The 14591-nt window shown below is 32.0% G+C and carries 11 protein-coding genes; 2 read left to right on the forward strand and 9 right to left on the reverse strand.

The window, feature by feature from the left end:
* Positions 1–29 precede the first annotated feature (29 nt).
* From FUA26_RS07515 to FUA26_RS07525, 3 genes are all read right to left on the reverse strand, one after another.
* Positions 30–734, reverse strand: coding sequence for a toxin-antitoxin system YwqK family antitoxin (locus FUA26_RS07515; RefSeq protein ID WP_147133833.1), 705 nt, complete (start codon positions 732–734; stop codon positions 30–32).
* A 164-nt stretch (positions 735–898) separates the two neighbouring features.
* Positions 899–2800, reverse strand: coding sequence for a membrane protein insertase YidC (gene yidC / locus FUA26_RS07520; protein WP_147133835.1), 1902 nt, complete (start codon positions 2798–2800; stop codon positions 899–901).
* A 131-nt stretch (positions 2801–2931) separates the two neighbouring features.
* Positions 2932–4563 carry a CTP synthase gene (locus FUA26_RS07525; RefSeq protein ID WP_147133837.1) on the reverse strand — a complete coding sequence of 544 codons (1632 nt, stop codon included), beginning with the start codon at positions 4561–4563 and terminating at the stop codon, positions 2932–2934.
* A 220-nt stretch (positions 4564–4783) separates the two neighbouring features.
* On the opposite strand from FUA26_RS07525, the gene FUA26_RS07530 reads away from it, so the two are divergent.
* Positions 4784–5074 carry a hypothetical protein gene (locus FUA26_RS07530; RefSeq protein ID WP_147133839.1) on the forward strand — a complete coding sequence of 97 codons (291 nt, stop codon included), beginning with the start codon at positions 4784–4786 and terminating at the stop codon, positions 5072–5074.
* 5 nt (positions 5075–5079) lie between these two features.
* Here the strand turns inward: FUA26_RS07530 and FUA26_RS07535 are convergent, their stop codons facing one another.
* From FUA26_RS07535 to bshC, 6 genes are all read right to left on the reverse strand, one after another.
* Positions 5080–5307 carry a DUF3820 family protein gene (locus tag FUA26_RS07535; protein WP_147133841.1) on the reverse strand — a complete coding sequence of 76 codons (228 nt, stop codon included), beginning with the start codon at positions 5305–5307 and terminating at the stop codon, positions 5080–5082.
* Positions 5307–5801 carry a DUF922 domain-containing protein gene (locus FUA26_RS07540; protein WP_246109104.1) on the reverse strand — a complete coding sequence of 165 codons (495 nt, stop codon included), beginning with the start codon at positions 5799–5801 and terminating at the stop codon, positions 5307–5309. Before FUA26_RS07540 ends, FUA26_RS07535 begins: the two co-directional genes overlap by 1 nt.
* Before the next feature lie 67 nt (positions 5802–5868).
* Positions 5869–7782, reverse strand: coding sequence for a PBP1 and LysM peptidoglycan-binding domain-containing protein (locus FUA26_RS07545; RefSeq protein WP_147133845.1), 1914 nt, complete (start codon positions 7780–7782; stop codon positions 5869–5871).
* A gap of 251 nt (positions 7783–8033) precedes the next feature.
* Positions 8034–9569, reverse strand: a complete 1536-nt coding sequence (guaA, locus tag FUA26_RS07550; RefSeq protein ID WP_147133847.1) for a glutamine-hydrolyzing GMP synthase — start codon at positions 9567–9569, stop codon at positions 8034–8036.
* Between the two features lie 73 nt (positions 9570–9642).
* The gene (locus tag FUA26_RS07555; RefSeq protein ID WP_147133849.1) at positions 9643–11013 is read right to left on the reverse strand and encodes a pyridoxal phosphate-dependent decarboxylase family protein; all 1371 of its coding nucleotides are present in this window, start codon (positions 11011–11013) and stop codon (positions 9643–9645) included.
* Positions 11014–11116: 103 nt separating this feature from the next.
* A complete protein-coding gene (gene bshC / locus FUA26_RS07560; RefSeq protein ID WP_147133851.1) occupies positions 11117–12724 on the reverse strand; it encodes a bacillithiol biosynthesis cysteine-adding enzyme BshC in 1608 nt (535 codons plus the stop codon).
* A gap of 316 nt (positions 12725–13040) precedes the next feature.
* Here bshC and FUA26_RS07565 point away from each other — a divergent pair, with 316 nt between their 5' ends.
* Positions 13041–14570 (forward strand): alkaline phosphatase PhoX, encoded by a 1530-nt coding sequence (locus FUA26_RS07565; protein ID WP_147133855.1) that lies wholly within the window; start codon positions 13041–13043, stop codon positions 14568–14570.
* Positions 14571–14591: the final 21 nt, after the last annotated feature.

Genomic DNA, 14591 nt, shown 5'->3' on the forward strand with positions numbered 1-14591 from the left:
GTCTATGAAAAAGAGGCTCCCTGAAAATTTCAGGGAGTTTTTATATACTTTGATTTTGGTGTAAAATCTATTGTTTCTTTTAGTTCATTATTTTCATAGTATTTCCATACACCATGTTTTTTTCCGCTTTTATAAACACCTTCTACTTTTAAATTTCCATTAGCATCATAAACTTTTGATGGACCATGCAACTCATCGTTCTCATACATAAATTCTTTTAAAACAACATTATTTACTGAATACCAAACTGATGCTCCATTACGTTTTCCGTTAATATAATTTTGACTTTCGGCTACTTGCCCATTAGGGTAATACACAAAACGTTTGCCCTGTAATTGCCCTTGTTGGTTGTAATGCTCTAAAGTCATTAACTTATCAGAGTTTTTATGAAAATACGCCCACTCATCAATGTAATTTTTACCATCCATTTTTCCCTTACTTATAACTTTTCCGTTAGAAGCATAGAAAAAAACTTGGGCTATATTAGTATGTTCATTAAAAATTTTAGAAGCCGTTAATACTGCTTTTCCACGAATGTTTTTATAAAATTGAAATGTATCAATTTCTTTACCGTGTTTAAATTTACCTTGATATCTTAACACTTTAGTGCCTTCAAAATTCTTTTTCCAAATACCATGACGCTTACCATTATCATCAAACTTATTAATAGTTTGGGCTGATAATGTTGTAATTGTTGTTAATAGCACAACAGTTAAAATGCTGTTTAATTTCATAATTTAAAAAATTGTTTTTTTAGTTTCTACTTCAAATTATAAAAGAGACACAATAAATAATTAAACGATAAATAAAACTTCAAATTGTATAAAAAAAGCTGCCAAATGCAATACTTTAGGCAGCTTTAATTTATTTTTCAGTTACACTGAAAATAGGTAATATATTATTTTTTTCTTTTTTGTTGTGCTTGCCTTTGTTGTTCGGCTTGCTCCATCATTTCTTGCATTCTTGCCTGAAACTTATTCTGCTTTTTAGGTTTCTTTTTATTTTCTTGAATTTGTGCATGAATTTTATCTTCATCAAGAATATAATTTTTAATTACTAAAATAATACCAATACTAATTAAGTTTGATATAAAGTAATATAAACTTAAACCAGATGCATAGTTATTAAAGAAGAAAAGCATCATTATTGGAGAAAAATACATCATGTATTTCATCATTTTTGCCATATCTGGCATGCCCTCTTGCTGTGGTTGTTGCATTTGTACGTTTTGACCCGTTGTTAAACGCATGTAAAAGAAAATGGCAATAGATGCTAATATTGGAAATAAACTTACGTGATCTCCATAAAACGGAATATTAAAAGGTAAGCTTGCCACCGTATCATATGACGATAAATCTTCGGCCCAAAGGAAACTTTCTTGTCTTAATTGAAATGCCGATGGGAAAAACTGGAATAACGCATAAAACACTGGCAACTGTATTAAAGCTGGTAAACACCCTGATAATGGACTAGCACCTGCTTTTGTTTGTAACGCCATAGTTTCTTGTTGCGCTTTCATTTTATTGTCTTTGTATTTCTCTCGTATAGCATCTAACTCTGGCTTTAATATTTTCATTTTAGCCTGCGATAAAAACTGTTTATACTGCACAAAAGACAAGCATATTTTAACTAAAATTGTCATTACAACAATGGCAATACCGTAAGGCATAAAACCACCAAGAAAACCAAACAATGGCATAAAAATGTAACGGTTAATCCAGCCAAAAATACCCCAACCAAGTGGTACTAACTCGTCTAAATTTCTGTTATATGCATTTAATGTTTTAAATTCACTTGGCCCGTAGTACCAATTCATGTTATAATTAAGCTCACCACCTTTTAACTCTAAAGGTATTTTTGATGTGAAGTTTTTAGTAAAAACAGTATCAACAGCTTCATCTTCAACTAAATTTGTTGATGTTATAGTTGCTTTTTTAAATGGCGTATCTGTTAATAAAATAGATGAGAAAAAGTGTTGTTTATACCCAATCCAGCTTACATCATCAAGTGTTTCTTCGGCATCACGCATTCCTGTATAATCATCTTTACCATCTTCATATTCATAATGAATATCTGTGTATCGGTTTTCATAAGAAATACTTTTAGCATGACGGTAACCTTTTTGTTTCCAATCTAAATTAATGTCTTGCGAACCGTTAATTACATCACTTAAACCTTGTGAACGTATGGTGAAATCCATCATATAATCACCATCAACTAAATCATACCTATATTCTAAAAACTTAGTTTCAGAAACTTTAAGTTTCATAGAAACTGTGGTTTTATTACCGTTTTTAGTAATTGAAGGCTCAAAAAATAAATCGTTAGTATTTAAAATTCTACTATCTGTAGTTCCAAAATTTATATTGAAAGATGCGTTGTTATCTTTTACAAGATAAATTGGCTGCTCTTTAAAATCAACAAACTTTTTTAATCTAACCTCAGATAAGTGCCCGCCTTTATTATTAAACTTTAAAGCTAACAAATCAGTTTCAACAAGTGTTTCTTTATCTGATGCTTTTATTGCTGAATATGCAAACGCACCTAATTTATTTTTTAATGCAATTTGTTGAAGCGAATCTGCTTGTGTGCCAATAGCATAATCTGCCTGTGTTGTGGTGTAAGTACCTTGCTTAGATTCTTGCGCTTTTTGTTCTGCTGCGGCTTGCTCTTGTTTAGCTTTTTCTTGGGCTTCTAATTCTTCAGGTGTTGGCTGGTTTTGCCATAACATGTAAGCTAAAATTCCAAAAATAAGTACAAAACCTATTATTGAATTTATATCTAACTTTTTTTCTTCCATATTGTAGTTTACGTCGTTAGGAATAAAATTAATGCAATTTAAAAAGTTGTTGATTGCTTTATTTTATTTTGACAAATGTTAATGTGTTATATATTGTTTGTTGATACTCAAAAAGCTATCCATTTTAAATTTTATGCCATAGTGACACTTTTTTGTTTGCTTTTATATTTTAAAGCTGCTTTTACAAAAGCCACAAATAATGGATGCGGGTTTGCAACTGTACTTTTATATTCTGGGTGATATTGTACACCTATAAACCACGGATGTTCTGGTACTTCAACTATTTCTACCAATCCGGTATCAGGGTTTAAACCTGTAGCTATCATACCTGCTTTTTCAATTTGCGCTTTGTATTCACTATTAAACTCATAACGGTGTCTGTGGCGTTCTTTAATAGTTTCAGCTTTATAAATGTCTCGTACTAAGCTACCAAGTTTTAAATTGCAAGCCCAAGCACCTAAACGCATTGTACCACCTTTATCTGTAATAGATTTTTGTTCTTCCATTAAATTTATTACAGGGTTTTTGGTTTCAGGATTCATTTCAATAGAATCTGCACCTTCAATTTTCAGAACATTTCTTGCAAATTCTATTACCGCCATTTGCATACCTAAACAAATACCTAAAAACGGAATGTTGTTTTCACGTACAAATTTAACGGCATCAATTTTTCCTTCAATACCACGCTCACCAAAACCTGGTGCTACTAAAACACCATCTAAATGTGCTAATTTTAGTTTTATATTATCACTGTTTAAATACTCAGAATGTACAGATTCTATGGTTACTTTAACTTCATTTTCTGCGCCTGCATGAATAAATGCTTCTAAAATAGATTTGTATGAATCTTGTAACTCTACATATTTACCAATTAAACCAATGGTTACTTCGGTTTTTGGGTTTTTATGTCTGTTTAAAAATGCATTCCAACGGTTAATATCAGGCTCTGTACTTTGCAATGCTAATTTTTTAAGCACTACTTTATCTAAACCTTCTTCAAGCATTAAATTTGGCACATCATAAATAGTTGATGCATCAATAGACTGTATAACAGCTTCTTCTTTTACGTTACAGAATAATGCTAGTTTTCTTCTTAAATCACTTGGTAAATCGTGTTCTGTTCTACACACCAAAATATCGGCTTGAATACCGCTTTCCATAAGTGTTTTCACACTATGTTGCGTTGGTTTAGTTTTAAGTTCGCCAGCTGCCGATAAATATGGCACCAATGTTAAATGTACAACTATACCGTTATTTTCACCTAAATCCCAACGTAATTGACGTACTGCTTCAATGTAAGGTAATGATTCAATATCCCCAACAGTTCCTCCTATTTCAGTTATTACAATATCATAATCACCTGAATTACCTAAAATTTGAATACGTTCTTTAATTTCATCAGTAATATGAGGTACAACCTGTACTGTTTTACCTAAAAATTCGCCACGGCGCTCTTTTTCAATAACACTTTGGTAAATACGCCCTGTAGTTACATTATTTGCCTGACTTGTTGGCACGTTTAAAAAACGCTCGTAGTGTCCTAAATCTAAATCGGTTTCAGCACCGTCTTCAGTTACATAACATTCGCCGTGTTCATACGGGTTTAGTGTACCTGGATCTACGTTAATGTATGGGTCTAATTTTTGAATGGTTACTCTGTAACCTTGGGCTTGTAAAAGTTTTGCCAAAGATGCGGCTATAATACCTTTTCCTAATGATGATGTAACTCCTCCGGTTACAAAAATGTATTTTGTACTTGTCATTGTGCGCTTATAAACGCAGGCAAATTTACAAAATTAAAATAGTTAATACCGAATAACTTTTTAGTTATTTAAATCTACTTTTTAACAACCTATTTTTTAACACCTGACACTTTCTGTCATTAGCGTTCTATATTTTTGCGGTATAAAACATAAACCATATAGTTTTTTTTAGGTTTTGTTGATACATTTTCTTAAATGAATCGTCATTAAAAAAAGCTAAATGCAAAAATCACATCCATCAACAAAAAACATCAAACAAATGATTAGTCCGTTTTACCACAAAAGAAAAAGAAATATAAGTATTCACATACTTAAAACAAACATTAACAACAAAACAGCTATTAACACATTAAAATTACTTTTTAACACACATCCTGATGTTATAAAATGGTCTGTAGATCTTGAAGATGTTGACAAAGTATTACGTGTAGAAACTACCAAAAACCTAACAGGAGACGCTATTATTAAAGATGTTATAGCTAGAGGTTTTTATTGCGAACCGTTGGTTTAAAACATTTATTTAGGATACTTATCTCTAATATTACGCACTAAACCCTCAAGCCCATTAACCTTTAACTCATACACAGTAGTTAACATATTACCTAATTGCCCTTTAGGAAACCCTTTTCTATGATACCATACCACATAATGCTCTGGTAAATCAATTAAAAAACGATCTTTATATTTTCCGTAGGGCATTTTGGTGTGGGCTAATTTTAGTAAAAAATCTTTATCTGGTAACATTAATTATTTTTGTAAGTATTGTACTTTTTAAGTTCTAAGGCTATAAATGTTTTCCATTTTTCTTGCGCTTCAAAATTTCTAGAATAGTTTGTTTCGACATCATAGGTGTTCTGCATCTTTTTTAATTCTGAATTTATGTTATTCTGAAGTGCATTTAACCGTTCTTTTATATTATTTGAAACCGATAGTTTACTTATTTCATACCTAAATTTTCTGGCATAAAGTTCGGTTATATCAAAATGAAGTTGCTCATGCCCTAAAATATGATGGTTAGCATCGGTTGGTTTTACCCATGATTTATGAGGATAGAAGTGTGCATGAACTTCCGTAGAAAAATCTACAACTTTATTATTTTGAAGTTTTATTGAAAACCCAAACGAAATACCTGATGCTGTAATTGCCGAAGCTCTTGTATTATTGTTTGGTGTATCTTTAAAATCTTCCCAAGTTATTTTTTTGGTTTCATGCCATGCAATTACTGGTTCATCTTGCACCAATAAAAAACAACATGCTATAATAAAACACCTAATCACAAACTGTTAAACGTTGTATTTATTTTTTTTATTGTTTAACCTCAACTATATCTAAATCTTGATACTTAACTAAATAAACAGCTTCATTGTAGTAACCTCCAAACATTTTCTTTTTATATGAAAATTTGTTTTCAGTATACTCTGTAACTGGCGCTTTGGTTACAGACATAAACAAATCATTAGCCGACACAATACGCAACACAACATCCATAGTTAAATCAAAACCTTTAACTGCTCGTTTATTTGGTGTTATGTTATACTGGCGCTCATAGTTTTTAACAAAACTGTTGTTTAAGCTGTAGTTTTTTGAAGTTGTAGCATAATGAAATTGAAGTTTAGATAAATGTTCATTTGATACCTCATCACCTTCAAAAGCTTTATTAAAATTGGTTGTTACTAATGTAATATTGCGTTCTTTTGTTTTTAATTGGGTATCATTTTTTTGAAACAATGAGGCTAAAATACTTGTAACGTTTGATGCAAAACCTTCATTTTCTGTTTCTAAAAACACAATATTATTTCCATCTTTTAAAACCGACTCTATATCCTGTTTCCCTACATAAAACTTATCTTTTCCTTCTTTATCTTTTCTAGAAAACACTTGTTTTGCTGTAATAAATTGATTTTTCAAGGTATTTGAAATAGTCATATTTTCAGAATCTGCTATTATAATAATGTTACTTGCTAAAGTATCGGCCTTAACAAAATTTATAATTTTATCTTTTAATAAATCATCCGATGCTCTAGACTGAAAAACATTATCATATAACTGTAAATTTGCACCAATTGGAGACACCACTGGCACATGGTAGCTTTTTAAAGATGAGGCTGCTTTATCAAAGTTTTTTGAGGTTAATGGCCCTATAACAGCATCAACATTTTCAAAATTGTTATTTTTAATAATACTTTCAACTTCACTTACTTGGTTTTTAGTATCGTAAACATCAACTTTTAATGATACACCTAATTTTTTAAGTGAATCTATAGCCATTAACACACCCGAGTGAAAATCTAATGACGCATCTAAATACGGATCTTTTTCAATATTATTTTTTAATGAACCTGTAAAATCTACTCTATTTAACCTAAAAGGCAGCATTATTGCAATGTGTTTAGTATCAAAATTTGTAATACTATCTAATAAATTAACTTTGCCTTCTTCATTATTACTAGTTAATGCTTCATTAAAAGGAATTTTTAAAATCATACCTGCTTTTAAGCCGCTTTCTTTTAATTCTGGGTTTAATTTTTCTAAATCAGCTTGTTCTAAACCAAGTTTTAATTTTAAACGGTAAAATCCTTCTTTTGGTAAAACCTTATAATAGCTATATTGTTCATCAATTATATTTTGAGCTTCTTTTTCTAAATTAGGCACTTTAATTTCTTGTCCTTCTTTTAAAACGTTACCCATATCTGGGTTTAAAGCTTCTAATTCAGAAATTGTTATACCAAATTTATACGCAATGCGCCATTTACCTTCTTTTGGTTTTACAATGTAGGTTTGGTATTGTGGTACATCTTCAACAACTTCTGTAGTTTTAAATATTGGTATTTTAAGCTTATCGCCTTTTCTTAAAGGGTTTGCGTATAAAAACGTGTTGTGTTTTTTTAGTTCGTCTTCAGTAATATTGTAAGTTTTGGCTAAACTGTAAAGTGTTTCTTTACGCTTTGTTTTATGTGTTTTAAAACCTTTTAACTCTTTAACAACCGTAACTTTGGGTGTTGTTTTTGCTTTTGGTATAATTAAAATAGTGTTAGGTTTTAATGCCTTTTTTGCTTCAGGATTTAGTTTATAAATATCAAAAGGTGTTACATAATAGCGTTTGGCAATACCCTCTATGGTTTCGCCTTTTTTTACCTTATGAATACTATGATTTTGAGCATTTATTATTTGAAAACCAAAAAGACAGACAAAACAAAAAATAGATAAAATTTTAGACATACATGTTGTTTTTATATGCAGTAAACGTGTGTTTTTATCACTTATTTACATTAACAATTTAAGCGTTTTATTTTTTTCAAATCATATAACATGCCAAAAATAGAAACACACAATTATATTTTTACTAATTAATATACGTTACTAAAAACATTTAAGACGTTGATATTTTTTTAAATGTAATTAAAAAAACATTGCAACGCCTAAATTTTATTATAGGTTTAATATACTTAAGCCTTTATAAAGTAACCAAACTATTCCCACTCTATGGTTGCTGGTGGTTTAGAGCTAATATCGTACACTACTCTATTAACGCCTTTTACTTTATTTATTATATCATTAGATGTTTTTTGAAGGAATTCATAGGGTAAGTTTACCCAATCGGCAGTCATACCATCAGTACTTTCTACAGCCCTAAGTGCTACACATTTTTCATAGGTACGCTCATCTCCCATAACACCTACACTATTAACTGGTAATAACATGGCGCCTGCTTGCCAAACTTTATCATACAAGCCCCATTCTTTTAAACCATTGATAAAAATAGCATCAACTTCTTGAAGTATACGAACTTTTTCGGCTGTAATATCACCTAAAATACGAATACCTAAACCTGGTCCCGGAAATGGATGACGCCCAAGTAATTCAGGATCTATACCTAATGATGCACCTACTCTTCTAACCTCATCTTTAAAAATAGCGCGAAGTGGTTCAACAATTTTAAGTTTCATAAAATCTGGCAATCCTCCAACGTTGTGATGACTTTTTATTGTTGCTGAAGGCCCACCAGTTGCTGATACACTTTCAATAACATCAGGGTAAATGGTACCTTGTGCTAACCAAGTAACATCTTCAATTTTATGAGCTTCATCATCAAAAACCTCAATAAACGCATTACCAATAGCTTTACGTTTTTTTTCAGGATCTTCAATACCTTTTAAGGCTTCTAAAAATCTACCCGAAGCATCAACCCCTTTTACATTAAGCCCCATACCTTCGTATTGGTTTAATACGCTTTCAAACTCATTTTTACGTAATAAACCGTTATTTACAAAAATACAGTATAGATTTTTACCTATGGCTTTGTTAAGTAATACAGCAGCTACTGTAGAATCTACACCGCCTGATAAACCTAATACTACTTTATCATTACCAACTTTTGCTTTTAAATCGGCTACTGTTTCTTCAATAAACGAATCGGGTGTCCAATCTTGTTCTATGCCTGCAATATTTACTAAAAAGTTTTCTAATAATTGTTTACCATCTGTGGAATGATATACTTCTGGGTGGAACTGAATGGCATAAGTTTCTTCATTATCAATTCTGTAAGCTGCATTTTCAACATCGTGCGTGCTTGCTATTAAAACACCATTTGTTGGTAGTGTTTTAATAGTATCAGAATGGCTCATCCATACTTGGCTACCTGTGTTTATATGGGCAAAAAATGGTTCGTTATCTTTTATAAACGATAAATTTGCACGCCCATACTCTCTGGTGTTTGAAGGCGCTACTTCGCCTCCTGAAAAATGTGCCAAATATTGTGCGCCGTAACAAACAGCTAGTAATGGCTTTTTGCCGCGAATTTCAGATAAATCTGGATGTAAAACATCTTCACCTCTTACTGAGTTTGGGCTACCAGAAAGTATAACAGCCTTATACGCTTTAATGTTAGACGGAATTTTGTTAAATGGATGAATTTCGGAATAAATGTTGAGTTCCCTAACCCTACGCGCAATAAGCTGTGTGTATTGCGAACCGAAGTCTAAAATAAGTACCTTGTCATGTTGCATGCGCAAAAATAAAAAGGTTTTTATAAATACTTTTACTAATTTATTTTTTTTTGAAAAAGGTTATTAACGGGTTTTAAACCATTGAATTTAAAATAGCCTCAATATCAGCTTCAGTAGTATCAGGGTTTATAAAACAAAAACGTGATACAGTTTCAAAACCACTGGTTGTACGCCATTTTGTTGGTGTTACTAGTGCAAAACCTTTTCGGTGGTTTTCATAGGTCCACTCTCTGTAATCTTCAGGTTTCCAACCAATTCTTCGGTACAAAACACATGATAAACTTGGTTCTCTCACCAATTCAACATGTGGTTTATTTGCAATTAATTTACCTGCAATTTGAGCTAATTCTAGTCCGCGTTCTACTGCTTCTTTATACCTATTAGTGCCATGTGTTGCTAAAGAAAACCATAATGGTAACCCACGAACACGACGTGTTAATTGTATTTGATAATCGGTTGGGTTAAACCCGTGAGCACCTTCATCTTTAAAAATTTCTAAATATGAACCTTCTTGAGCGTGCGCTTTTTTTGCTAAATCTGGATTTCGGTAAATAACAGCCCCACAATCATAGGGTGAAAACATCCATTTATGCGGGTCTATGGTTATACTATCAGCCTTTTCAATACCATTAAATAAATGCCTAACAGAATCTGCCACCAAGGCGCCGCCACCATAAGCAGCATCTACATGAAACCAAAGGTTTTGGGTATTACAAATGGCACCAATACTATGTAAATCATCAATAATTCCGGCATTAGTTGTTCCTCCTGTTGCCACAACTGCAAACAAGCGTTTACGTTGGCTTTCGGTTAAATTATCTATACAATTTTGAAGTTCTTCACCTGTTAAAACATCTTCAGTATCAACCAAAAGAATATCAACATCGGCTACTTTAGCCATGGCTTTTATTGAAGAGTGTGCCCCTATTGAGGTAATTATGAGCCCTTTTTGGTTTTTAAAAGCTTCATTTTCGCGCCAATGTTCTCTTGCTGTTACAATAGCCGATAAATTGGCTGCTGTTCCGCCGCTGGTAAAAACGCCAAAGGCTCCTTCGGGTAATCCGGTTAAAGATACTATCCAGCTCATGGCTTCATTTTCACAAAAAATACCGCCAGCGCCTTCCATCCAATATGCACCGTGTATGCTTGAGGCTGATGTAATTAAATCAAACATTATGGCGGCTCTTGTGGGTGATGCTGGCACAAAAGCCAAATGCCTAGGATGATCTATTGGTACAGTAGCTTTTGCTAAATGTTTACGCCACATTTTAAACGCATATTCACCACCAACACCTTTTGGTGTTACAGTTTCTCCAACTAGTTTTTTTAATTCTTCGGCTTTTTGGGGTTTCCCAATTTTACTTTTTGTTGCTGAAACTCTATCTATGGTGTATTTCATAACATCCATAGTCATTTCCACTAAGTCTATATCTATTTTATGCATGGACATATTTAAATATTAGACCGTGAATTTACGATTATTTCACAAAAAAAGACATTTTACTAATAATCTTTCACAATAAGAATAAAAAAAAGCTATTTTAACGTTATAATGTTAAAACAACAAAATCACTATTTAAGGGGTTTAAGTGTGTTATTAATTCAGGTATTAACGTGTTACCATATTCTAAATAAAACTCAGAAAAATTAGCATTACGCTCTTGTAAGCTTCCGTTAGGAAATAATTCATTTTGAATATTTGTCATTCTAGAAACCTGATCAGACAACTTATATTTTTGAGCTTTAAGCAATCTTTTTTCTAATGTATCTAAACCTTTAAGTTGCTTTTTTTCTTGTGCTTTTACAGCTCCTAAAAACGTTTTATCTGTTTGTTCTGCTAGTTCATAAAGTGAAGCGAACTGCTGCTGTAAATGTTTTTTTTGTTCAGAAAAATCAATATTTATATTTGATATTTCTCTAACTTTTTTATTGATAAAAGTATGGCGTTTTAAGAAAACATCTTCAGTAGAAATTTGTAATTTTTGAAGTTTATCTGCCTGATTTTTTGTTTGTATTAGTACTGAGTTACGTAACAACAACACCGGAAATGGCACTGAAAGCTCATTAAACATTTGTTTTAGTTGAAACCAATAGGCCAACTCGCCACCGCCACCAATATAACATAGGTTTGGTAAAATAACCTCTTGGTACAATGGACGCATTATTACATTGGGCGAAAACCTTTCTGGGTGTGTTTCTAATTCATATTCTAAATCGTGCGCACTCCAACTAATATTGGTATTTATAACCTTGTATACATCATCTTCAAAAACTATGCGCTCTCTTAAATTACTTGTTAGGTAAAATAAATTTATTTCGCGTGGGTTTACTTGTATTTTATATTGCTTTTCTTCTAAATTATTTAAACGCGTATTAGTATTGGTTACTTGTTTAAATGAGGTTTGCTCAAATAACTCTTGTTTAACATAGGGTGCAAAAAGTGCTTTTAAATCTTTGTCATTACCATCTATAATAACCAAGCCATAATTTTTAAAAAGTGCATTGGCTAAATATTGGGTTGCTTGTGTTAAATTATCATGCTTTAAATAAGCGTTTTCAAAAAGTTTTTTTAATGTTTCAGCATTTTTACCAATACCCAGCTCACTATTTAAAAGTTGCAAAATAGCCTCTAAACCATCCGTGGATAGTTCGCCAACAGCACCATTGGCATTTTTATTCCACTGTATTTTTTTTCCTTTAAAATTAAAAAAGTTTATTTCATCAAAATCATGATCTTCAGTAGCCATCCAATAAATAGGTACAAAATTAAAAGCTGGATATGCCGCTTTTAACTGTGTAGTTAAGTTTATGGTTGAAATTATTTTATATAAAAAATATAACGGCCCTGTAAATAAATTTAATTGATGCCCTGTGGTTATTGTAAAGGTGTTTGTTTTTTGTAAAAGCGCAATATTTTGAAGTGTTTCATTTGAAGCTTCAACCAATTTATATTGATTTTTTAAAGCTTTTACCAATACATTTCTAGTGTCTTGCTTGTAAAACGTTTGCTTCTCCTCTATTTGTGCTTTAAAGTTTTCAATACTTGGAAACCTGTTGTAAAAAGGCTTAAGTGCATGTTTTTTTTCTAAATAATCACATATTAAAGACGAAAAAAAACCTGTTTTATTAAATGGTAATGTTGAAATTTTTGTCACAAAAAAAAGATTTAAACAAATGTAAATGTTTAGTAACAACACATGCAAAATACTAACACATTTTTAACTAATTATAATAAGTTAACATAATATTTACATATAAAAATTAAGCCTAAAACTCATAAAAACCAAGACCTTAACTCACAAAACCCCTCTTTTAGTTATTTAGAATAATTACAAATGTTAAACCTAACATAAAATAGCTAACACACAGAAAACAAAAAGTTAATACAAGCTATTTATTGGCTTAACAACACTTGCGCTGGCTAATAATACTTTTGAAACCATAAACAATAACTAATATTTAACAGAAAAAATGAAAAAATTATTAAATCCAATTTATGTTTTAATGGTATTAGCTGCAGTTGCTTTTACAGGTTGTGACATTGAAGACGGAAAAGATGGTGTTAACGGTGTAGACGGACAAGATGGCGCTGATGGTGCAAATGGACAAGACGGTGCTGACGGTTCTGATGCTTCTGTATTTTTAACAGCATCAAAATCTCCAACATTATTAAAAGCTACTAATGATTTTGTTGGAATTAAAATTTCTACATTATTATCTTCTGAAGATGTAATTCCTAACACACCAGATTTTGTATACGGTTCTATGGCCGATGGCGCTGGTTTACTAGCTGAAAATGATGGTACTTTTACTTTAATAAATAATATAGAAGCAGATTACGCTATTGCTAGAATTAAATTAAACAAAAATTTAAGACCTGTAGCTGGCGAATACATTTTAAACGCAAGTGCTACTGCAGAAACTGCGCAATGTTCAGGTTCTTTAATTACACCTGAAGAGCACGGTTTTGGGCCGTTATACCTTTCTGGCGGTGAATGGGGCGGTGCTTCAAAAGGTGTTTTTGTAACAAACCCTTACAAAGATGTTGCTGACGCTGGTACTGGCGAAATGCTTACTAACTTTGGGCAATGGTCTACTGAAAACGCTGTTGTAATTGGTAAAGATGCTTACGCTGATAAAACTGTTGCATTTATTGGTGATGACCACTCTGACAACTCAGTACCTTCAGGACAATTAGGTATGTATGTTGGTGATAGAGGCGATTTAGATGGCGGTAAACTTTACGGTTTAAAAGTTACTACAGCTGGTATTGATTTTGAAGTTGATATGGTTGAAGGAACTGAATACAACGCTGAATTTGTTGAATTAACAGAAAGAGAAATTAGCGCTTTAGATGCTGAATGCAAAACTAAAGGCGTTATGGGCTTCTCTAGATTAGAAGATATTGACTGGAGAAGAGGTTCTGCTGCTAACCAAAGAGAAATTTACTTTGCTGTTACTGGGCGTAATAAAGCAGATTTAGTTGGTAAAGGTTCTTTATTAGGTAGAGTTTATAAAGTTGTTTTAAATGAAACAGACCCAACAGGTGCTTGTAAAATAACATGTGTTTTAGATGGTGATATTGATGGTGGTAAAGCTGATGGTTTCCACTCACCAGATAACATTTTAGTTACTGAAAACTATGCTTACATACAAGAAGATCCTAACGGATACGCTTCATTAAACGCTGATATTGTTGGGTATGCTAAATTATACCAATACAACTTAGCTACTGGAGAGTTAAAAACAGTTTTAGAATGCGACCAAGATAGAGCTGCTGGTTTAGGCTACGGTACAACTTCAAGCAACTGGGAAATTACTGGTATGATTGATGTTACTGATGTTGTAAATAACGGCGATAATACTTTTTTACTAATAACTCAAAACCATGGATGGAACCCTGCTGATGGTACATCATTCACAGACCCAATGGCTAACCCAGATTTAGCAAACAGAAGAGAAGGCTCAATGTTATACTTAATAAAAGGTTTAGAGAGATAATCTTATGAACACATATTTGAA

The organism is Seonamhaeicola algicola, assembly GCF_007997385.1.
Classification (GTDB): Bacteria; Bacteroidota; Bacteroidia; order Flavobacteriales; family Flavobacteriaceae; genus Seonamhaeicola; species Seonamhaeicola algicola.

Coding starts and splice junctions, on each gene's coding strand:
- FUA26_RS07525 (WP_147133837.1), bottom strand. CDS start 4,563: ATGACAAGTACAAAATACATTTTTGTAACCGGAGGAGTTACATCATCA.
- FUA26_RS07555 (WP_147133849.1), bottom strand. CDS start 11,013: ATGCATAAAATAGATATAGACTTAGTGGAAATGACTATGGATGTTATG.
- FUA26_RS07530 (WP_147133839.1), top strand. CDS start 4,784: ATGCAAAAATCACATCCATCAACAAAAAACATCAAACAAATGATTAGT.
- FUA26_RS07515 (WP_147133833.1), bottom strand. CDS start 734: ATGAAATTAAACAGCATTTTAACTGTTGTGCTATTAACAACAATTACA.
- yidC (WP_147133835.1), bottom strand. CDS start 2,800: ATGGAAGAAAAAAAGTTAGATATAAATTCAATAATAGGTTTTGTACTT.
- FUA26_RS07545 (WP_147133845.1), bottom strand. CDS start 7,782: ATGTCTAAAATTTTATCTATTTTTTGTTTTGTCTGTCTTTTTGGTTTT.
- FUA26_RS07535 (WP_147133841.1), bottom strand. CDS start 5,307: ATGTTACCAGATAAAGATTTTTTACTAAAATTAGCCCACACCAAAATG.
- guaA (WP_147133847.1), bottom strand. CDS start 9,569: ATGCAACATGACAAGGTACTTATTTTAGACTTCGGTTCGCAATACACA.
- FUA26_RS07565 (WP_147133855.1), top strand. CDS start 13,041: ATGAAAAAATTATTAAATCCAATTTATGTTTTAATGGTATTAGCTGCA.